This window comes from Microcystis sp. M31BS1 (assembly GCF_020245285.1).
Classification (GTDB): Bacteria; Cyanobacteriota; Cyanobacteriia; order Cyanobacteriales; family Microcystaceae; genus Microcystis; species Microcystis panniformis.
Genome location: NZ_JADBVE010000400.1, coordinates 1 through 20,236, shown reverse-complemented (window position 1 = coordinate 20,236; position 20,236 = coordinate 1). Strand labels below are relative to the sequence as shown.

General features: G+C 46.0%; 18 protein-coding genes and 1 pseudogene. 7 read left to right on the top strand and 12 right to left on the bottom strand.

Features of this window, described 5'->3' with window-relative positions; all coding sequences use genetic code 11:
• Positions 1 to 210 precede the first annotated feature (210 nt).
• Both IM509_RS22475 and nblB read right to left on the bottom strand, forming a co-directional pair.
• A complete protein-coding gene (locus tag IM509_RS22475) occupies positions 211 to 1,302 on the bottom strand; it encodes a tetratricopeptide repeat protein (RefSeq protein WP_185237972.1) in 1,092 nt (363 codons plus the stop codon).
• Positions 1,303 to 1,375: 73 nt separating this feature from the next.
• Positions 1,376 to 2,041, bottom strand: coding sequence for a phycobilisome degradation protein NblB (nblB, locus tag IM509_RS22470; RefSeq protein WP_052277238.1), 666 nt, complete (start codon positions 2,039 to 2,041; stop codon positions 1,376 to 1,378).
• A gap of 44 nt (positions 2,042 to 2,085) precedes the next feature.
• Between nblB and IM509_RS22465 the strand changes: the two genes are divergently transcribed.
• A complete protein-coding gene (locus IM509_RS22465; RefSeq protein ID WP_052277237.1) occupies positions 2,086 to 2,841 on the top strand; it encodes a tetratricopeptide repeat protein in 756 nt (251 codons plus the stop codon).
• A gap of 15 nt (positions 2,842 to 2,856) precedes the next feature.
• On the opposite strand, the gene IM509_RS22460 is transcribed toward IM509_RS22465, so the two are convergent.
• The gene (locus IM509_RS22460; RefSeq protein ID WP_185237971.1) at positions 2,857 to 3,810 is read right to left on the bottom strand and encodes an ABC transporter ATP-binding protein; all 954 of its coding nucleotides are present in this window, start codon (positions 3,808 to 3,810) and stop codon (positions 2,857 to 2,859) included.
• 53 nt (positions 3,811 to 3,863) lie between these two features.
• Positions 3,864 to 4,026: pseudogene (locus tag IM509_RS22455) on the bottom strand (ISNCY family transposase); the annotation flags it as partial.
• Between the two features lie 280 nt (positions 4,027 to 4,306).
• Between IM509_RS22455 and IM509_RS22450 the strand changes: the two are divergent.
• Positions 4,307 to 5,035: a carbonic anhydrase gene (locus tag IM509_RS22450; protein ID WP_185237970.1), complete on the top strand. Its 729-nt coding sequence runs from the start codon at positions 4,307 to 4,309 to the stop codon at positions 5,033 to 5,035.
• A gap of 26 nt (positions 5,036 to 5,061) precedes the next feature.
• Here the strand turns inward: IM509_RS22450 and IM509_RS22445 are convergent, their stop codons facing one another.
• The 6 genes from IM509_RS22445 to rimP form a co-directional block, all read right to left on the bottom strand.
• Positions 5,062 to 5,631, bottom strand: a complete 570-nt coding sequence (locus IM509_RS22445) for a low-complexity tail membrane protein (protein ID WP_004159551.1) — start codon at positions 5,629 to 5,631, stop codon at positions 5,062 to 5,064.
• A gap of 72 nt (positions 5,632 to 5,703) precedes the next feature.
• Positions 5,704 to 5,826, bottom strand: coding sequence for a hypothetical protein (locus tag IM509_RS22440; RefSeq protein WP_287717355.1), 123 nt, complete (start codon positions 5,824 to 5,826; stop codon positions 5,704 to 5,706).
• A 6-nt stretch (positions 5,827 to 5,832) separates the two neighbouring features.
• A complete protein-coding gene (gene infB, locus IM509_RS22435; protein ID WP_052277235.1) occupies positions 5,833 to 8,892 on the bottom strand; it encodes a translation initiation factor IF-2 in 3,060 nt (1,019 codons plus the stop codon).
• A gap of 111 nt (positions 8,893 to 9,003) precedes the next feature.
• Positions 9,004 to 9,285: a YlxR family protein gene (locus IM509_RS22430; RefSeq protein WP_002768359.1), complete on the bottom strand. Its 282-nt coding sequence runs from the start codon at positions 9,283 to 9,285 to the stop codon at positions 9,004 to 9,006.
• Entirely contained in the window at positions 9,282 to 10,478 is a 1,197-nt protein-coding gene (nusA, locus tag IM509_RS22425; protein ID WP_052277234.1) for a transcription termination factor NusA, read from the bottom strand. The genes IM509_RS22430 and nusA overlap by 4 nt, the downstream gene beginning before the upstream one ends.
• 139 nt (positions 10,479 to 10,617) lie before the next feature.
• Complete coding sequence (gene rimP, locus IM509_RS22420; protein WP_002789389.1) at positions 10,618 to 11,088, bottom strand: ribosome maturation factor RimP; 471 nt, start codon at positions 11,086 to 11,088, stop codon at positions 10,618 to 10,620.
• 214 nt (positions 11,089 to 11,302) lie between these two features.
• Here rimP and ftsH point away from each other — a divergent pair, with 214 nt between their 5' ends.
• Positions 11,303 to 13,198 (top strand): ATP-dependent zinc metalloprotease FtsH, encoded by a 1,896-nt coding sequence (gene ftsH / locus IM509_RS22415; RefSeq protein ID WP_072924076.1) that lies wholly within the window; start codon positions 11,303 to 11,305, stop codon positions 13,196 to 13,198.
• 85 nt (positions 13,199 to 13,283) lie between these two features.
• Here ftsH and IM509_RS22410 read toward each other — a convergent pair whose 3' ends face one another.
• Entirely contained in the window at positions 13,284 to 14,072 is a 789-nt protein-coding gene (locus IM509_RS22410; RefSeq protein ID WP_004159539.1) for a response regulator transcription factor, read from the bottom strand.
• Positions 14,073 to 14,538: 466 nt separating this feature from the next.
• Positions 14,539 to 14,859, bottom strand: coding sequence for a DUF3155 domain-containing protein (locus IM509_RS22405; RefSeq protein ID WP_002768353.1), 321 nt, complete (start codon positions 14,857 to 14,859; stop codon positions 14,539 to 14,541).
• Positions 14,860 to 15,247: 388 nt separating this feature from the next.
• Here IM509_RS22405 and IM509_RS22400 point away from each other — a divergent pair, with 388 nt between their 5' ends.
• From IM509_RS22400 to IM509_RS22385, 4 genes are all read left to right on the top strand, one after another.
• Positions 15,248 to 16,504: a GAF domain-containing sensor histidine kinase gene (locus IM509_RS22400; protein ID WP_072924073.1), complete on the top strand. Its 1,257-nt coding sequence runs from the start codon at positions 15,248 to 15,250 to the stop codon at positions 16,502 to 16,504.
• Positions 16,505 to 16,624: 120 nt separating this feature from the next.
• Complete coding sequence (ebsA, locus tag IM509_RS22395; protein ID WP_052277232.1) at positions 16,625 to 17,002, top strand: type IV pilus biogenesis protein EbsA; 378 nt, start codon at positions 16,625 to 16,627, stop codon at positions 17,000 to 17,002.
• A 35-nt stretch (positions 17,003 to 17,037) separates the two neighbouring features.
• Positions 17,038 to 18,114 (top strand): phosphotransacetylase family protein, encoded by a 1,077-nt coding sequence (locus tag IM509_RS22390; protein WP_185237447.1) that lies wholly within the window; start codon positions 17,038 to 17,040, stop codon positions 18,112 to 18,114.
• Positions 18,115 to 18,154: 40 nt separating this feature from the next.
• Positions 18,155 to 19,969, top strand: coding sequence for an ABC transporter ATP-binding protein (locus tag IM509_RS22385; RefSeq protein WP_052277230.1), 1,815 nt, complete (start codon positions 18,155 to 18,157; stop codon positions 19,967 to 19,969).
• The last annotated feature ends 267 nt before the right edge of the window (positions 19,970 to 20,236 follow it).

The following is a 20,236-nucleotide window of genomic DNA, read 5'->3' as shown; positions in this document are numbered from 1 at the left end:
TAACTGATAACTGATCACTGATCACTGATAACTGATAACTGATAACTGATCACTGATCACTGATAACTGATAACTGATCACTGATAACTGATCACTGATAACTGATCACTGATAACTGATCACTGATAACTGATAACTGATAACTGATAACTGATAACTGATAACTGATAACTGATAACTGATAACTGATAACTGATAACTGATCTAGTTTTACTCAACCAATTTCTTCAGCAGGGCATCCACTTCCTCCAGGCCGGATTGATTATTTTTCAGCACATAAACCGCTCGCGCTTGCTTAAAAGCTTCCTCCGCCTCTCTTTTTCGTCCCCGCCCCGCGTAGGCCCGACCGAGATTAAGATAGACATCGGCGTTATTGGGGGCAATTTTGGCCAAATCTTGATAGGCGATAATTGCTGCAAGATAATCTTTTCTGGCCAGATGGATGCGACCGATTCCCGCTTGTGCTTCCAACGATTGGGGTTGTAGGAAAACAGCCCGACGATAAAAGGGAAGAGCCTCGTCAAAACGCTCTTGTTTTTCAAGTAAAATCCCTATTTTTAGCTGAATTAAAAAATTTCCGGCACTTTGTCGCTCTATTTCTTTTAAAATTTGGGTTCCGCCATTTAAATCGCCCTGTTTAAGCAAAAGGCTGGCCAGTTGCAATCTTAATTCACTATTGTTAGGGAATCTTTGCAGGGATTTTTGGAGAAAATCGAGGGCTTCGCTGGTTTTATTCTGTTCAATCAAAGCCTTACCCATGATTTCGTGGGCTTGCTGATTATTGGGGTCGAGAGCTAAAACCCATTGGTAAACTTCGCCCGCTTTTGCATAGTTTTTTTGCCGTAATAATACCACCCCTAAACCGAGGTAGTGTTGGACGTTTTTCGGTTCTATTTGGATAGCGTAGTAGTAAGCGGTGGCTGCATTGTCATAATCGCCGATATTAGCCAAACTATAACCGAGAGCATGGAAAAAGTCAGGATTACTCGGATCGAGACTTAAAGCTTTTTGGTATGCTTGGGCGGCGGCGTTATAATCCCCTTGCCGCGTTTGTAAAAAGCCAATCCCGGAGAAAATTCTGGCATTATTGCCATCAAGGGCGGCAGCCCGCTCGTAAATGGCTATAGCTTCCCCATAATTGCCATTTTTGACTAATTGCCGCGCTTGACGCAGTAGTTCGTTAACCTCTGAATCCTTGCTCACGATTGCCCCTGCGGGATTATCGGCGATCGCAATTGAGGGGGAAAAACAGCCCCCCGCGAGAAGACCGACGAGCAAGATTAAACGGGTAAATTGTTCCATCGCTTTACCTTTGTTAACGATTCTTAATTAAATTTTATTGTAAATAGTATTGACAAAAATCAACTATTCTGCATCACCCTTGAACGAGATTATTGCGGGCCTCTTGGGCGACTTGGGCGCTCTTGTCGCCGGTTAACTGGGTCAAAACAGCGATCGCATCTTGCCCCCCTAAGCGGCCTAAAGCTTGAGCGAGACGATAGCGCAGTTGCCAGTCATCATCATTAGCCAAGGGAACGAGTAAAGAGACGGCGCGAGGGTCGCCTAGTTCCCCAAAAGCACTGACGGCGGCCGTTTTTACCAATTCATTATCGGAGTTAAGGGCGATTTCCAGCAGTTCAAAGCCCCGGGGTTCCCCCAATTCGCCCAAAGCGGCCACAATGCTAAATTGAATTAACCAGTCGGAGGATTGTTGATAGACAGCCACCAGATCATCGTAGGCTGCCGTTAATTTTAACCCCCCGATCGCATCGGCCGCGGCCGCTTTCACATCTGCTTCCGGATCATGCAACAAACGATCGCGTAGAATAGTTAAGGCCAGATCAGGATTCTGACGACCGAGGATATCTAACTGACTTACCGCCGAATAACGCACCCTAGCGTTACTATCGTTAATCAAAGGCTGTAACATCTCGAAGGCGATTTCTGGGGCTAAATAACGCAGTTGATTAACTCCCGATAAGCGATCGCCATAATCATTGGAATCGAGCAGCCGTTGCACGGATTCAGGGGAATAATTCATAATTTGATGACACCCTTAACAATTGGACTGGTATTAATTGTCCCATGAATAGTTATCGAATCCTGACTATCTTGATCATCTTTAGTTCCCCGGTTTTTTGGGGCTGTAGTCCCCCCTCTCCTATTAAAAAAGAACCGACGGCTAAGATAATCATTTCTCCTTCTCCCAGTCCGATTATTTCCGCATCAGACATTAAAGCTGCTAATCGTTATCGTCAATTGGGATTACAGTATCGTCAACAGGGAGATTTTGTCAAAAGTATTGAGGCTTTAAAAAAATCGGTACAGTTAAACCCCAATCATCTAGACGGGAGAGTAATTTTAGGTTGGACACAACACCTCGCTAAACAACCTTTAGCGGCACAAACAACCCTAGAGGAAACGATTAAAATTGCTCCCGATCATGTGGCTGCTTATAATGCTTTAGGAATTGTTTATCTTGTCGGTGGTCATCTTGAAAAAGCCGTAGTCACTCATACTAAAGCCGCTAATTTAAAACCCGATAATGAAATCGCCTACTATAATTTATCCCTCGCCTATCATCGCCTCAAAGATTTTGATTCAGCTATTAATAACGCTAAAAAAGCAGTTAAATTAGAGCCAAATAATCCCCATCCTCTTGTGGCTTTGGCAATGATTTATTTAGATAAAGGTGATAGTAAAAAAGCGCAGGATACCTATAGAAAGGCTAGGAATTTAGACAGTCGTTATCGACAAAAATGGTTTCTGGCACACCTGAAGGAAGCTGGTTTTAGTCAGGAGCAAATTAAATTAGTCGAAAAGTTACTATCCCAGATTTAAAATTATTATTTCCCCTTAAGATGCCTGTCGATGTCCCAGTTTTAGGAAAATAGTTTCTAAATCTTCGCGGCAAGTATAAAACTCGCTTAAGTTCAGACCAGAAACGACTAAAGATTTCAACAATTCGGCACTATCTTCTAGGGTTCCCGTAAATTTAACCCGGAGAGTATTAGTATGAATAATTCTTTGCCAACTTTCCACAAAAACACATTGTTTAAGAGCAGTTTCTAAGGCTTCTAAATTGCCTAGAGTCGTAATCTGCAAGTATTGACCAGCTAGACGTTGATTTAATTCTTGTAAAGAGGTGCTTTCCACTAGATAACCTAATTCCATGATGCCCACAGAACTACAAAGTTCGGCCAAATCACTAAGGACATGGGAGGAAATTAAAATAGTCATACCTGCCGATTGTAAGACTTTAATAATCTCACGAAATTGTAGGCGAGCGATCGGGTCTAATCCAGAAACTGGTTCATCGAGAAGTAAAATTAAAGGTTCATGAATAATCGTGCGGGCTAAACTTAAACGTTGTTTCATCCCCCGGGACAAAGTAGCGATCAAATTATGGCTTTTACCGGTTAATTGTACCAGTTCTAGAACCTCATAAATGCGGCGATGACGTTGGGAGCGAGGGATATGATAAAGACGGGCAAAATAATCCAGATAATTCCAGACATTTAGGTCATCGTAGAGGGGAAAATTATCGGGTAGATAACCTAAATTTCTTTTGAGACGGGGATTACTCTCATCTCTTAAAAGACGTTCTCCGTGCAGATATATTTCTCCCGTTGTCGGTTCTTCCGCTGCCGCTAACATCCTAATTAAAGTGGTTTTTCCCGCTCCATTTGGACCGATTAACCCGTAAACTTCCCCCGCTTCAATCTGTAAATCCACTTGATTAACAGCCCCATGGCGGTCAAATTGTTTGGTTAAACCAACGGTAGCAATGGCTAATTCTGGTGTGTTCATAAAGTTTTAGTAGTGGGATTGCTGACAAACTGGCCACCACATTCTTAACATTAACGTTTGGGTTTCCCGTTATCAATAGAACCACTCTTGATGGTATGGTGAGAACCACAACTAGGACAAGGCAATACAGGCGAAGAGGTGATTTTGTTCTGTGTTAGACTGATATTTGAGTAAGTCTAACACGAACCACAAAAAGATATTGATCAGAAAACTGATCATCAAGCTAGATGTTTAAAGACTGATGTGAGCCGATTATAGCAATTTCCATAGTTGTGAGGTACAGAGTCTTAGGTTTTGAGGAGTCAGGAGTCAGGAGTCAGGAGATAGGAGATTATTTTATTTATTCTCCCTACACCCTACACCCTACACCCCACACCCTACACCCCACACCCCACACCCCACACCCTACACCCTACACCCTACACCCTACACCCTGCCCCCAGGAAAAACTTTTTCAGCAAACCCTAATTATCTGATGATTGCTGGATTTAATACCATGTATAGACGAGAATTACTGCAATTTATTGGCTCTCACGCTCTTTTTGGGGCTATTAATCCAGAATTTACTTGGAATTATCAAAATATTGACCATTGGGGCGAATTATCAAGGAATTATCGTCTCTGCACCACGGGAAAGCAACAAACACCGATCGATCTGAGTATAGTGACTGAAAAAGAGCTATACCAACCCACCTTTAATTATCGTCCTGTACCCTTAAAAATTCGCCATAACGGTCGTACAATCTTAGTTCAGACCGAAAAAGGTGGAAACATGAGTTTTCACGGCGAAAACTGGGATTTGTTGCAGTTTCATTTTCATCATCCCAGCGAACATCAGATTAAAGGTCAGTCTTTCCCTCTAGAAATTCATTTAGTGCATCGAAATGGGAAGGGAAATTTAGCAGTTGTGGGTATCTTAGCCGAAATCGGCGCTTTTAATCCCTATTTACAAACGATTTGGGCTTATTTGCCCCAAGAACCTTCTCCTGAAATGATTATCCCCGATACTTGGGTCAATGCTGGGCTTTTACTGCCAGAAAATAGCGGTTTCTATGAATATCGGGGGTCTTTGTCCACTCCTCCCTGTAGCGAGGATGTTCTCTGGTTAGTCTGGCAAAATGCGATCGAAATTTCTCCCCAACAACTGCAACAATTGGTCGCGATTTTTCCGAGTAATGCGAGGAATATTCAACCCTTAAACGGGCGCTCGATCCTACATTCCTAGCATAAATTGGCGGCATTTTAGCTAATTTAGATAATTTTATTAACTTTTAGACCAACAATGGTAAATAACTCAGGAATGCGCTCAATAACTAAAGCTTCGGTGGCTGTCCAGTCACTTTCCTTAGTGGCTAAAACCCCCAGAACACTCAGAGGAACCTGTAGAAATAGGTGACTTAAGAGGAGAGCGATCGCAGCGATTACTAAACCTAAAAGCCGCCATTGGGGGAGATAGGCGGCCACGGCAGCCGCTAGAGGGGCAAAATTGTAGATTGGCCAAGTGATGAGAATTAAGAGGACGACTCCCAAAAGAGTAAGAAGACGATGGCGAGGACGTTTAAAAAGAGAGAGAATTTTTAACTGTTCGGGGGTGAGTTGACTCGGTTTCAGAGCAACCAACAAAAGACTAAAAATATCAAAAGGTTTTGTCCACTGCATCCAAAAGACGGGTATGATAGCGATCGCTCCTAGAAATAGCCATTCTAGCCAAAGAAAAGGCAAGGGATCGCCCACAGCTAAACCAATCCAAGCGATTTGTAAAAAGATTGGCAAGGCCGCTAACCCCGCCAGATGAATCCACAAAAAAGGTTCTGATTTCATAGAGGGAAGTGGGGAGATGGGGGAGTGGGGGAGCAGGGGAGTGGGGGAGTGGGGGAGTGGGGGAATTATGAATTATGAATTATGACTGATAACTGATAACTGATAACTGATAACTGATAACTGATAACTGATAACTGATAACTGATAACTGATAACTGATAACTGATAACTGACTCCCGACTCCCGACGGTTCAAGTCTAATTAACTGGATAAAGTGCGACGTTTCATGACCATTTCGTAGGCTTCGATAATGTCGCCTTCTTTCCAGTCATTGAATTTAGAAACACCGACACCGCACTCGAAACCGGTAGCTACTTCCCGGGCATCTTCCTTCATCCGTTTGAGGGAATCAAGAACTCCCTGATAAACAATTTCCTTGCCGCGACGCACCCGCAGGAAGCGATTCCGCACCAGTTTACCTGATTGGACATAACAGCCCGCCACGGCCCCACGACCGACGGTGAAGACGGCACGCACTTCGGCAAAACCGAGGTGTTCTTCCACTTCTTCGGGGTCGAGAAGACCTTCCATCGCCCCTTGAATATCATCGAGAAGCTTGTAGATGATATTGTAATCGCGGATATCGACCCCTTCCCGATCGGCGGATGCGCGCGCACCACTGGCAAGGGTGGTATTAAAGCCCACCACCACCGCACCACTAGCGGCGGCCAGATCCACATCGGTTTCGGTGATTTCCCCTGGAGAGGCGAGGAGAACGCGAATCTGCACTTCGTTTTGGGGTAACTGTTTGAGCGCACCGAGGATGGCCTCGACGGAACCTTGCACATCTGCCTTGAGGATGAGATTAAGTTCCTTGAGTTGTCCTTCTTGAGCTTGGATAGAGAGGGTGCTAAGGCTAACGCGACGAGAAGAGAGGGCCTGTTGTAAACGGGTGTTGCGTCGTTCGATCGCCCGTTGATCGGCAATCGCCCGGGCCTCTTTTTCACTTTCATAGACATCGAATTCATCGCCAGCGGCCGGCACATCACTGAGACCGAGGATTTCCACGGCGAAGGAGGGGGTGGCCGCTTCGACTTTTTGACCGCGATCATCGATCATAGCCCGAATTTTGCCGAAAACGGAACCGGCGACGATGCTATCACCGACGCGGAGAGTGCCATTCTGGACGAGCAGGGTAGCCACGGGGCCTTTGGTGCGATCGAGGTTAGCTTCGATGACGGTTCCCTTCGCCAAGCGGTCGGGGTTAGCGACCAATTCCTCCACTTCTGCCACCAAGAGGATCATTTCCAGCAGATTATCGAGATTTTCACCCCGCAGGGCGCTAACGGGAACCATGATCGTCTCACCGCCCCAATCTTCGGCCACCAGTCCCTGTTCGGTCAATTCCTGTTTAATCCGGTCGGGGTTAGCAGAAGGTTTATCGACTTTGTTAATCGCCACCACGATGGGGACTTCGGCGGCCCTGGCGTGACTAATTGCCTCTTTCGTTTGGGGTTGTACACCATCATCGGCGGCCACCACCAGTACCGCTATATCGGTGACTCTCGCCCCACGGGCGCGCATGGCGGTAAAAGCTTCGTGACCGGGGGTATCCAAAAAGACAATCTGTTCCGGTTTGCCGTTATGTTCCACATCGACGTGGTAAGCACCGATGTGCTGGGTGATGCCGCCGGCTTCCCCCTGGGCGACTTTGGTTTTGCGGATCGAGTCGAGGAGGGTGGTTTTGCCGTGGTCAACGTGACCCATAATGGTGACGACGGGGGGACGACGCTGGAGACTTTCCCAGTCGGAGACATCGATCATCTCCGTGGTTTTGATCGCCGCCGACTGGGTGCTGGGGGTTTCCACGGTCATCTCGAAGTCCCTGGCGATCATTTCGATCGTGTCCACGTCGAGAGTTTGGGTGATATTCACCGCCATCCCTTTAAAAAATAGGGTTCTGATGATCTCGGTTTCCGGGACTTTCATCAATTCCGAGAGGTCGCGCACGGTGAGACTGCCGGTGATGATGATGCTTTCTGGGCGTTTTTCCTCTTGGGGTTCTTGGCGCTCGCTTTTCGGACTGCCGGTGTGGGCGGTTGGTTTACTGGGCCGCTTAACTTTGACTGCTGTTGGGGTGCCAGGGGTGGCAGCTTTAGCGCTGGGCGGTTTGGGGGGACGAGCAGTGGAAAGGGTAAAACTGGGGCTATTGATTAACCCGGATAGTTCCGATTCTAGATCATCATCATCTTCAAAGAGAGCTTGGGTGCGGCGTTTGTTTTTGCCAGCAGTTTTGGCAGTTTTGGCCGCTTTTTTCTCTTCTTCTTCTTCCTCTTCCCAGCTAGATTTTTTAGCCATGCGAGGGGGCATGGTCGGTCGTTTGAGTTTTTTGGGCCCGTCTGCTCCGAGCAATCCGGTATCTGTATCGATTTCTGTGCCATCAACACCAGATTTCTTGGTGGTGTCGGTTTCTTCCTCGCCAGTAGCCGAGATTTTAGCGGGCATACCAGGGCGAACCGGGCGCTTCAATTCCACCGTCTCCCGCACTTCTCTAGTTGGTTCCGCCAGTTTCGGGCTTTTTCCGTCGGGTTTGCGGTTGAGGGTCGGTTTTTCTGGTTTAACCAAGCCAGCCCTGCGCTCAGGGCTAGGGGCGTTTTCGCTCTCGCCGCGCTCGCGTTTTTCTCCCCGGGGCCTGTCGTTACCGCCGGGGGCATTTTTAGATCGGGGTTCTGGCCGGCCCGAGGTGCTGCCCGGGCGTGGTTTCGGGGTGAGGGAAGGTCGATTAGGTGGGGCGATTAAGGTGGGGGCTGCTTCTGGCACTAGCGGGGTTTCGGTCGGGGTTTCTTTCACACTGGCGGACTGAGATAGCATCTGTGCAGCAGTGGCGGTAGCTCCATTTTTCTGCTCGGTGGGGGGAGTTTTTTCGGCCGCACCGTCGCGCCCTGGGGGAGCAACGAGGGGTTTAACTGGGGGACGGGGAGGACTGATTAAAGTCGGTTTAGCTGAGGACCCGGCAGGCCCGGGATAGATTTCCCCTTCTTCGCCAGTTTCGGGGCGGTTGTGTTTATGCAGGGCTAAAATCTTTTGTTTTTTTTCTTCGGCAGGACTAGCCGATTCTCGCTGACCCGTGCTATTTTTACTGGTACTCGAGGCCAATCCCTTCGCAGCGATTGCTTTGATGCGTTGGGCATCCTCTTCGCTGATCGTGCTACTGTGGCTCTTGTACTCGATGTTCAACTGGTCACAGATGTCCAAAATGTCTTTGTTGTCTAGATTCAATTCTTTTGATAAATCGTAAATTCTGACTTTCGCGTTACTCATCCATTATCCCCCGGCTAAAGTGTTAGTGATCCTATAAGTTGGCTGATTTTTTGATCCTGTCAGGACTGCCCCCTTTCCATGCTAACGATTTTGTGGCTATGATCGTCAATTTTAATCCTGATTTGAACGACCTTGCTTGGCAGTCCCGAGGCGCTCTTGCAAGGATTCATAGAGCGTTTCGGGAATATTGGCTTTTAGGGCCCGTCCGAGACGATTTTTTTGCCGGGCTAATTGCAGGCAGTTAGGTTGCGGACAGATATAGGCAGCTCTTCCCATTCCTTGATCTAATTGTATCTGTCCGGACGGGTGTAGTCGGACAATTCGCCAAAAGGATTCTTTCGGGGCGAAGAGACGGCAGCTAATACAGCGTCGATAATTGACGAAGGGGTTCATTCTTGGTCTAAATCCTGCGCTTCTGGGTCGGTTTCATCGGTTTTTACCTCTTGTTCGCCTTTATAGAGGACTATATCCTTAATATCGATTTTCCAGCCCGTCAGACGGGCGGCTAGACGCACGTTCTGCCCTTCTTTGCCAATCGCTAAACTTAATTGATCCTGTGCCACCAGTACCAATGCTTGTCTTTCTTCGGCATTAGTGAACAAAACTTGGTCGATACGGGCGGGACTAAGGGCATTGGCGATGTAGGTGGCGGGATCTGGAGACCAGCGAATCACGTCGATTTTTTCCCCCCGCAATTCGTTAACCACGGCTTGAATCCGGGAACCTCTAGCCCCAATACAAGCCCCAACCGGATCCACGTCTCTCTCTAAGGTATCGACGGCGATTTTTGTCCGCGAACCAACGTGACGGGAGGGGGGATTGGCTTCCCGGGCGACGGCGACAATACGCACGATTTCCTCTTCGATTTCGGGAACTTCGTTGGCGAACATATATACTACCAAGCCCGCCGCCGCTCTGGAAACAATTAATTGCGGGCCGCGGTGAGAACCTTCTAGGACTTTTTTGAGCAGAACTTTAAAGGTGGCGTTGGCGCGATAGTTATCGTTGGGCAGCTGTTCCCGTTTGGGTAGTTCTGCTTCCACTTCTGGTTGACCGTAGGTACTTTGTACCATGACAATAGCGGCCTGTCTTTCAAAACGGACGACTCGGGCCTGTAAAACCGTTCCTTCCAGATCTTGGAACTCCTCTTGAATCATTTTGCGTTGGTTATCCCGCAGTTTTTGCAGTAAAACCTGTTTAGTTTGAATTGCCGCCATGCGACCAAATTCTCTTTGGTCGGGGGTGACATCAAGAACTACTTCATCCCCTAATTGGGCCTCATCGGCCACTTCTTGCACTTCTTTGAGACCGATGTGATGGTCGGGATTGGTCACTTCTTCCACAATAGTTTTAGTCGAAAGGATGCGAAACCCTTCTTCTTCTACGTCTAATTCCACATCAAAGTTATTGAAATAATCTTCATGAAATTGAGCGGCTTTTTCTAAACTTTGGGCGCGTCGATAACGTTCATACCCCTTGAGAAGTGCTTCACGCAAGGCTTCCTGTACGGCATTTTTGGGCAGATTATGTCGTTGGCTAATTTCTTCGAGCATTATTTTTAAACCAGGCAAATTAACAGTAGCCATAATTATTTTTTCTCCTTACTTTTGAGTCATTATTTTTTTAGCCTTATATCAGTTATCAGTTATCAGTTATCAGATGTAAGTTTTAAGTTAATCAGTTAGTTAGTTATCTTCATCTTTATCCCTGATTACTGATTACTGATCACTGATTACTGCGCTGCTCATCTAAACGGACGCTGATGACGGTAGTGCGATCGATGGTCAGGGAGCGACCTTTTTGGTTAAGATAAATAGATTGCTCATCTCTACCTTGCAGTTTTCCGCGCCATTCTTTTGGTTTTCCCTGGCTATCCTGGCCGGTAACGATGACGGGAAAACCTTTAAAAGACTGAAATTCGCGTTCGCTGCTCAGTTGTCGAGAAATGCCGGGGCTAGATATTTCCAAAACGTAGGCCCCGGGTAAGATTTCTTGACTGTCGAGGGCGGTTTCTAAAGACCGACTCATCTGCTCACAGTCCTCTAAACCAGTATCTCCCGCAAGATTGCGAATATCGACGCGCAGGACGGGAGGCCTTTTATTGGTTTGGAAAACGATATCGACCACTTCTAGCCCCAAGTTTTCAGCGATAGGGGTGGCTAGGTGCAGCAGGTCGGGGATGAGCGGATGAGTCATGATTTGGACAATAAAAAAAGCGGGCGAAACCCACTTCCCTAAACTGTTAGTGATTGGGATAGGCAGTTGTTAGACTACCTAGCTGAATACAATATAGCAAAAAACCGTCATCACTATTTGCCCTCAGGGTCGTGCTTGGGGGAAAACAGAACAGTGGTCACGATCGAGTCGATCTGTCACAATGAATACAGGGTAACTAGATATAGAGTCAATTATGGATCAAAAATCTCCACTCACCGTAGTTAGAGCCAAGTCAGCTAAGAATCGTGGTCGTCGGCCAGTATGGAAAGGGATTGTCAGCACTTGGATGATTCTGCAAACCTTTGGCCATGTCACTCCTGCTTGGAGTCAAAAAAACCAAAATACCCTCACCTACGGTGAATTGTTAGAGAAGATCGACCAAGGAAAGGTAAAAAAGGTGGAAATCAATCCTTCTTTGCAGCAGGCAGCAGTTACCCTCGTCGGTCAAACGGACAAGGATCCCCCGAAGGAAGTCAATTTATTTGACCAAAATCCCGAATTAATCAAGAGACTCGATGCTAAAAAAATTGAGTACGGCATTCTCCCCAGCACTGACAATTCGGCCTTGATCAATGTTCTCACTAACCTGTTAGTGATTATTCTCGTCTTGGGATTATTGGTGTTTATTATCCGTCGTTCTGCTAATGCTTCCGGTCAAGCGATGAACTTCGGTAAATCAAGGGCGCGGTTTCAGATGGAGGCGAAAACTGGCATAGAATTTAATGATGTGGCGGGTGTGGATGAGGCCAAGGAAGATCTAGAGGAAGTGGTGACATTCCTCAAACAACCCGAAAAATTTACGGCTATTGGCGCAAAAATCCCCAAAGGAGTCCTGTTAATCGGGCCACCGGGGACGGGGAAAACTTTACTGGCTAAAGCGATCGCAGGAGAGGCGGGAGTGCCTTTTTTCAGCATCTCTGGGTCGGAATTTGTGGAGATGTTTGTCGGGGTTGGTGCGTCGCGAGTGCGAGATCTATTCCGAAAAGCCCAGGAAAATGCCCCTTGTTTGGTTTTTATCGATGAAATTGATGCCGTTGGTCGTCAACGAGGGGTCGGTTATGGGGGAGGTAATGATGAACGGGAGCAAACCCTGAACCAATTATTGACGGAAATGGACGGTTTTGAGGGAAATACCGGCATTATCGTCATTGCCGCCACCAACCGCCCCGATGTTTTGGATTCGGCCCTGCTGCGTCCGGGTCGTTTCGATCGACAGGTAGTGGTGGATTATCCAGATTTTAAGGGACGTTTGGGCATTTTGGAGGTCCATTCTCGCGATAAAAAGGTGGCTGCTGATGTGGCTCTGGAGGCGATCGCCCGGCGCACACCGGGTTTTACTGGGGCAGATTTGGCTAATATGCTCAACGAAGCGGCGATTTTTACTGCTAGACGGCGGAAAGAGGCGATTACCATGGAGGAGGTCAACGATGCGATCGATCGGATTGTGGCCGGTATGGAAGGGCGTGCTTTAGTGGATAGTAAAGCCAAGCGTTTGATCGCCTATCATGAAGTCGGCCATGCGATTGTCGGTACTCTCTGTCCCGGCCACGACCAGGTGGAAAAAGTCACCCTGATTCCCCGGGGGCAAGCGCTGGGGTTAACTTGGTTCACTCCCGATGAAGAACAGGGTTTAACCAGTCGTTCCCAGTTATTAGCCCGAATTGCGGGATTATTAGGGGGACGAGTGGCGGAGGAATGTGTCTTCGGTGAGGATGAAGTGACCACCGGGGCCGGTAATGATATTGAAAAAATTACCTATCTGGCCCGACAGATGGTAACGCGTCTGGGAATGTCGGAATTGGGATTGATTGCTCTAGAGGAGGAGGGCAATTCCTATCTCGGTGGTGCTGCTGCTGGTTATCATGCCGACCATTCTTTCGCGATGATGGCGAAAATTGATGCACAAGTACGGGAACTTGTCAAGCAATGCCACGATTTAGCAACAAAACTTATCCTTGACAATCGTGTGGCGATCGATCGCTTGGTGGATATACTGATTGAACAGGAAACCATTGACGGCGACGAATTCCGGCGTTTATTGACGGAATTTCAGCAACAAGCGGATCGGTCAATGGTGACTACGGTTTAATTTGCCCTTCGTCTCCTCGCTTCGATTAAGTGGTTAGGAGACGATTTCAGCAGACAATCTGCTAATCAGTCGGACAAAGCCAGAATTAACGACTAACGTTGTGAGCAGGAATTTTATTAATGGAATGGCCGTTATGATTGCCTTTGGTGGAGGCAATAATATTAGCTTCTAAAGCTGAAGTCATCTCGGCCAACATTTCTAGATTGAAACGATAGCCAACGTTGCGGACGGTTTGAATTAAATTAGGTTGTCTGGGATCGGTTTCGATTTTTTTCCGCAGAGAGAGAACATGAGTATCAATTGTCCGGGGATTATCAATTTCCTCAGGCCAAGCGCGACGCAGTAAATCGGCTCTTGATAGGGGTGTTCCCTCCGCTTGGGCTAAAACGTAGAGTAGGCTAAATTCTTGGGGCGTTAATTCGATATACTCCCCGCGAAATTGTACCCGTCGTTGGGCTAAATCTATTTTTAATTGCCCATAATCCAAGTGTAGGGGAGCAGCCCTACTGCCTAAACGACGAGTTAACACTTCTACCCTAGCCATAAATTCTTGCATTCCAAAGGGCTTTTTCAGGTAGTCGTCGGCCCCGGCTTTTAAACCATTGACCACGTCTTTTTCGCTATTGCGGGCCGAGAGAATCAGTATTAAAGACTGTTTTTGTTGATAAAGCCAACGGCAGAGTTCGATTCCATCCCCGTCCGGCAAGTCGGAATCGATAATTGCTAAGGTTGGTTGACGATGAAGGAAAGCTTGACGCGCACTTTGCAGGGTTGCCGATTGGTTAACCAAATAACCGGCCTGTTGCAGATGCCAAGCTAATAGCGATCGCAAGTGCGGGTTGCCCTCAACAATAGAAATATGGATCGATACCACTTGAGTTTCTGCCCCATTACTGCACAGATTGACACATTGTCAGGGTATCAGAATTAATGTCAAGATGTTGTAACAATCGTAACATTCGTCAGGAGTCAGGAGTCAGGAGTCAGGAGTCAGGAGTCAGGAGATTATTTTTATACTAAATCTGGTTATTAAAAACTGATTATTTAGGGGTTGCCGAAAAAATCTAAAAACCTTGTTGGGTAAAACTTTTAGACTTTTTGGTTTCCAAAAAGTACCAGATCTGGGAGTGATCGGGGGGAAAATTCCGGGACTTTTTCCCTGAAAATTAGGTAATTGACCCCCTCAAAATCGCTAAAACCCTACACCCTACACCCTACACCCTACACCCTGCCCCCACCGAAAAGCTTTTTGCCGCAAACCCTACTTATGCACAAAAAAAACTCGTTTACTTTTCCGTAAACGAGTTTACTTTCCATGATATGATCAATAGTCCTTTGAGTTATTTAGCAACTGCTACCGGTGCTTTGACGGGCTGGGGCTGGGGCTGCAGGTCGCGCAAACTTGGGAAAAGGAAGTGGTTTTCCTCCACATATTGCGCTCCAAACAGTCCTTTTTCAGCCCAGAAATAGCGATCGGTTGTATGCTCGTTACGCTTAACAATCAATAAAGCTGGTGGGCTAATGCCTATAGCTTGAATATACTTACGCGCCGCAGTTACGGGTTTATCCTCGCCACTTTCAATACTATACTGGGGTACAAGTTCAAGTATCTTACGTCCTTCTTGACGACGGCGACTCTTACGTTTCCGTTTTCTGGCCAACCCAATTACCTCCTGTTCTGGCTAATCGTTGTAATGATAGTTACAAAAGCCGTAGCGATTATATCCCTTCTAGACCAAGAAATCAAGTGTCTCTCACAAACCCAATTACAGACAAGTTTGACTAGAAGCTAGACTGAGACTAGGTTTAAGTTTTTCTGACAAAAACACAGCCCCAAATCCCGATACAAAACTTATTATTTTTAAACTTTTTTTAATATATACCGTGATCCACCCCGAAAATAGTGACCAAACCCTTGTTCTAACTGCTTTTTGCCGGTTGCCCTCGACCCAAGGGGAGGGACATTCTCTCCCCTGTCAACTGGGAAATAAAACTGGCAACCCTAGCTTGATCAAGGTTTTCTGATTTTTTACTTTTTACTTTCTTAGTATGTCCTTCTCCTCCCCCTCCCGGACTCCCCTGAGTGATGATTTTATTGCCCTGTGTCAGGCACAGATGGAACTTTTGCGGGAGCAAATGAAAACGGACAGAAGTGCAGTTTATTTAACTGAACCTTTATCGAGTAATTTAATCCCAGTCGTTGTTTATCCGCCTTTTAACCCCCCTTCTCCCCAAAAAAAGCGGCTTTCCTTACAACCAGAGCAACCAGCAGCCGACTTGTTAACTGCGGTTAAGTTAGAAGATTTATCCCACCTCTGGGGTAATCAGGAGAGCGTCAGCGGTCATCGCTTGTTTTTACCCTTAATGTATGAAGAGGGCATGATCGGATTATTGGTGACAACCCGAGAAAAACGACCTTGGCAAAGTTGGGAATTAACCCAGATGGAAAAAATCACCCAAACCCTCGCTTTAGCCTGTGTACTCGATCGCCAATTGGGAGAAGAACGTTATTATCGACAATGGCAACGACAGCGCCTCGATACCTTTCTCCATCAAATCCGCAATCCCCTCACCGCTTTAAAAACCTTTGGTAAACTTCTACTCAAAAGGCTTTTAGCCGAAGAGGGTAACGATCCCGCCATTACTGGTATCCTGAGAGAAAGCGATCGAGTTCGCGACTTAATCGCCGAATTTGAGGCACAAATTCAGCAAGAAAGCGAAAATTACCCCACCGTCGATATTCCTCTCCTGCAAGCGCAATCTTCCCCCACCGCCTTTCTCTTACCTGCTGGCAGCGGCCAACTAACTCCGATCGATCTCCATGATCTTCTCGATCCGCTGCTCCTTTCGGCCCAAGCGGTAGCCAAAGAGAGAAATCTCAGTCTAGAAACGATTCACGGGGAAGATATACCACTTATTCGGGCCAATATCCCTGGTTTGCGGGAAGTATTCAGTAATTTAATTGATAATGCCCTCAAATATACTCCTGCTGGCGGAAAAGTCACCGTCGAGGTGCATAATGTTAAGAATAGTGTAGAAATTGTTTTTAAAGACACGGGTTATGGTATTCCGACGAGCGATCAAGAAAGAATTTTTCAACGTCACTACCGGGGAGTGCAAGCAGGGGGAGATATACCGGGTACAGGATTAGGTTTAGCGATCGCCAAAGAATTAATTACCAGCATGGGGGGGACGATCGAATTTATCAGTCCCAATCCCGAGCCAACAAGTTCCCCCTACCCCGGCACGGTTTTTCGGGTTAGTATGCCGGTTATAGCCGATAGACATCTTAGTATAGAAGGATGATCTGGTGGTCAATTCTGCCTATTTTCTCCCTCAGGAGATTCCTGGGGCGATCGGTTAAAATATATGGAAAATATCAGTGTCAATGGTAACTTGGCCGTGAAGCAGAGAATTAAGTAAATTATGCCAACTATCGAACAATTAGAACCCGCCGATAAGGCCGATGTGGTAGTATATATGCCCTACTATGCCAAGGACAAACATAGTATCCTGCCCTATGCGATCGCTTTGTATCAAGCCGGATCTTTAGAAGGTCGTCGTCGCATAGAAAACAGTCAAGGGATTCCCTTTGTGGCATCTTGGTATGTATCAAAATTGCCCTCGGAATTGACCCGTTGTCGTTTACAATTTGAAGGACAGGCCGACCTAAGCTATGAGATGACGATTATTAACGCCGAGTTGATCGAATATCTTATCGATGCGATTAAAACCTTTAAGCAGCTAGGTTCAGCCGACTTTTCGCAGGGATTTTATCGGAAACTGCTGCGATTTGAAGAATAAAATTCGGGATTTTACGGGTTAAAAAGGAGCAAATCGTGGCGAAATCAGCCAAATCTATACTTATCTCTTCCCTGGAACCCCTCAGTGGTAAATCGGGAACTATCGTCGGTTTAGCGCATCTCTTGCGGCAAAAAGGACTAGAGATAAGTTACGGCAAACCAGTGGGCAATTGTCCGGGCTACGTCGATGGGCAATTGGTCGATGAGGATGTAGAATTTATTCGGCAATTATTAGAATTATCCCCCGAACAGCTGCGCTTACCCCTGATCTATACAGATGTGGATTCCGTTGCTAAACGTCTGCAAGGTGCAGATCAACAGGACTACGGCAATATTCTTACTGGTTATCTCGATCGAGTTAACAGTGATATTACCCTCCTCGAAGGGCCGGGGACTCTCTGGGAAGGCAGTATTTTTCAGCTATCGATGGGGGAAATGGCCAAAATTCTCCAGACTCCGATCCTATTGGTGGCCCGCTATAGTTCTCCCCTGATTGCCGATAGTCTGCTGAAAGCGCAACGGGAATTAAATAATCAGCTGCTGGGGGTAGTAATTAGCGATATTCCCACCGATGATTGGGAGGAAGTACAATCCCTCCTGAAACCCTATCTCGCGGGCCAAGGCGTGGAGGTTTTAGGACTGTTACCCGCTAGTAAATTATTGCGTAGTATTAGTGTTCGGGAAATTGTCCATCTTTTGGAGGCCAAAGTATTATGTCGGCCCGATCGTTTGGATTGGATGGTAGAAAGTTTAGCGATCGGGGCGATGAATGTCAACGCCGCTTTAGAATATTTTCGCAAGGGGGAAAATATGGCCGTGATTACGGGTGGCGATCGCACAGACCTCCAGTTAGCTGCCTTAGAAACTTCTACCACCTGTTTAATCTTAACCGGTTCCATCTCTCCGGATCCCCTGATTCTGGGCCGGGCCGAGGATTTAGAAGTACCAATTCTCTCGGTAAATTTAGATACTCTCACCACCGTGGAAATCGTCGATCAGGCCTTCGGGAAGATTCGCTTACAGGAACAGGTAAAAGTCGCTTGTATTCGAGAATTAATGGGGGAACATTTTCAGATCGATCGCCTGTTAGAAAAGTTAACAATAGGGGCGTAATTTCTCCCCAGCTGCCCAGAATTTCATGGGAAATCACTTCATGAGTCTATCATCCTCCCCTGTGTCCCCTCCGGTCAAAGAAAATGACTGGAGCTTATTATTAAGATTATTTCCCTACGCAAAAAAGGAAAAAGCTCTGCTATTTTGGTCATTAATACTTCTTTTTCCCCTATCTCTCACGGGGGCAGTCCAACCCTTAATTATCGGTCAAGCGGTCTCCCTTTTGCAAAAGGAACAAACTTGGGATTTTTTGGCTCAAATGCCCTTAACAGCAGCCATTAACACCCTAATTATTATCCTGTCGGTTTCGATTATTTTACGACTGATTTTAGGGACAACACAAGGTTATCTAGTACAGAAAGTCGGTCAGTCAATTACTGCTAATGTCCGGGAAGATTTATTTAGCCATGTTACCTCCCTTTCCTCTAGTTTTTTTGATCGCTCTCCCGTGGGACGTTTAGTCACCCGTTTAACCAGCGATGTGGAAGCATTAGGAGAAGTTTTTGCTAGTGGGGCGATCGGAGTTGTCAGTGATCTGGTTAATATTTTAGTTATTATCCTCACCATGTTTACCCTGCAATGGCAATTAGCTCTATTGTTGGTGTTGATGTTATTTCCTGTCACTGCTTTAATTATCTTTTTTCAAAAACAATATCGCAGCGCTAACTATCAAGTACGCGAGCAATTATCAAAACTTAATGCCCAATTACAGGAAAATGTAGTCGGAGTTAATATTGTTCAATTATTTCGCCGCGAACGCTTTAACGCTGAAATGTTTCGCACTATCAATACTCAGTATCGTCGCTCCCTAGATAAAACAATTTTTTATGATTCGGCCGTCTCAGCTACGTTGGAATGGATCGGATTAATTGCCGTGGCAGGAGTATTATGGTTAGGCGGGATTTTGGTTCTCCAGAAAACCATTGATTTTGGGGTTTTATCGGCTTTTATTTTATTCTCCCAACGTCTCTTTAATCCCCTGCGTCAGTTTGCCGAAAAATTTACCATGTTTCAATCGGGTTTTACTGCTATTGAGCGCATTGGGGAATTAATTAGTATTCCCATTGAAATCAAAGATTCTAACAATTATAAAGAGATTTCTTTCCCAGAAAAACGTCAAACTGGCGAGATTATTTTTGAAAATGTTTGGTTTGGTTATAAACCTGATGAATATATTATTAAAGGTCTTAATTTTACCATTAATCCCGGGGAAAAAGTCGCTTTAGTCGGTCCCACTGGTGCAGGAAAAAGTTCGATTATTCGTCTTCTCTGTCGTCTTTATGAACCGAGTAAGGGCAGAATTCTAGTGGATGGTATCGATATCCGTTATCTTCCCCAAGCGGAATTAAGACGTTATATCGGTGTCATTCTCCAAGAAACTTTTCTCTTTGCTGGAGATGTTACTCGCAATATTACTTTAGGAGAAAATTATGATTTTGAGCAAGTTAAGGCAGCGGCTAAATTAACTAATATCGATCACTTTATCGAGGAGTTACCCGACGGTTATCATACTCTTTTACGGGAACGGGGCGCAAATTTATCGGGAGGACAAAAACAATTACTCGCTTTTGCAAGAGTCGCTATTCGTAACCCCGAAATTCTAGTTTTAGATGAAGCTACCGCTAGTTTAGACGTGGGAACAGAGGTATTAATTCAAGAAGCTTTAGAACAGATTTTAGTCGATCGTACCGCTATTATTATCGCCCATCGTCTCTCCACTATTCGCGATGTCGATCGAATTCTTGTCCTTAAACGCGGGGAATTAGTCGAATCGGGAACCCATGAAGATTTATTAACTAAAGACGGCCTCTACGCTAGTTTATATAAACTGCAAATGTTAGGCACAGATAGTTAACAGTTATCAGTTAACAGTTATCAGTTATCAGTTAACAGTTAACAGTTATCAGTTATCAGTTAACAGTTATCAGTTATCAGTTATCAGTTAACAGTTATCAGTTATCAGTTAACAGTTAACAGTTATCAGTTAACAGTTATCAGTTAACAGTTATCAGTTAACAGTTATCAGTTAACAGTTATCAGTTATCAGTTATCAGTTATCAGTTATCAGTTATCAGTTATCAGTTATCAGTTATCAGTTATCAGTTATCAGTTATCAGTTATC

Bases quoted from the DNA above. Each gene is read 5' to 3' on its own strand.
- IM509_RS22475 (WP_185237972.1), bottom strand. From the start codon at position 1,302: ATGGAACAATTTACCCGTTTAATCTTGCTCGTCGGTCTTCTCGCGGGG.
- nblB (WP_052277238.1), bottom strand. From the start codon at position 2,041: ATGAATTATTCCCCTGAATCCGTGCAACGGCTGCTCGATTCCAATGAT.
- IM509_RS22465 (WP_052277237.1), top strand. From the start codon at position 2,086: ATGAATAGTTATCGAATCCTGACTATCTTGATCATCTTTAGTTCCCCG.
- IM509_RS22460 (WP_185237971.1), bottom strand. From the start codon at position 3,810: ATGAACACACCAGAATTAGCCATTGCTACCGTTGGTTTAACCAAACAA.
- IM509_RS22450 (WP_185237970.1), top strand. From the start codon at position 4,307: ATGTATAGACGAGAATTACTGCAATTTATTGGCTCTCACGCTCTTTTT.
- IM509_RS22445 (WP_004159551.1), bottom strand. From the start codon at position 5,631: ATGAAATCAGAACCTTTTTTGTGGATTCATCTGGCGGGGTTAGCGGCC.
- infB (WP_052277235.1), bottom strand. From the start codon at position 8,892: ATGAGTAACGCGAAAGTCAGAATTTACGATTTATCAAAAGAATTGAAT.
- IM509_RS22430 (WP_002768359.1), bottom strand. From the start codon at position 9,285: ATGAACCCCTTCGTCAATTATCGACGCTGTATTAGCTGCCGTCTCTTC.
- nusA (WP_052277234.1), bottom strand. From the start codon at position 10,478: ATGGCTACTGTTAATTTGCCTGGTTTAAAAATAATGCTCGAAGAAATT.
- rimP (WP_002789389.1), bottom strand. From the start codon at position 11,088: ATGACTCATCCGCTCATCCCCGACCTGCTGCACCTAGCCACCCCTATC.
- ftsH (WP_072924076.1), top strand. From the start codon at position 11,303: ATGGATCAAAAATCTCCACTCACCGTAGTTAGAGCCAAGTCAGCTAAG.
- IM509_RS22400 (WP_072924073.1), top strand. From the start codon at position 15,248: ATGTCCTTCTCCTCCCCCTCCCGGACTCCCCTGAGTGATGATTTTATT.
- ebsA (WP_052277232.1), top strand. From the start codon at position 16,625: ATGCCAACTATCGAACAATTAGAACCCGCCGATAAGGCCGATGTGGTA.
- IM509_RS22385 (WP_052277230.1), top strand. From the start codon at position 18,155: ATGAGTCTATCATCCTCCCCTGTGTCCCCTCCGGTCAAAGAAAATGAC.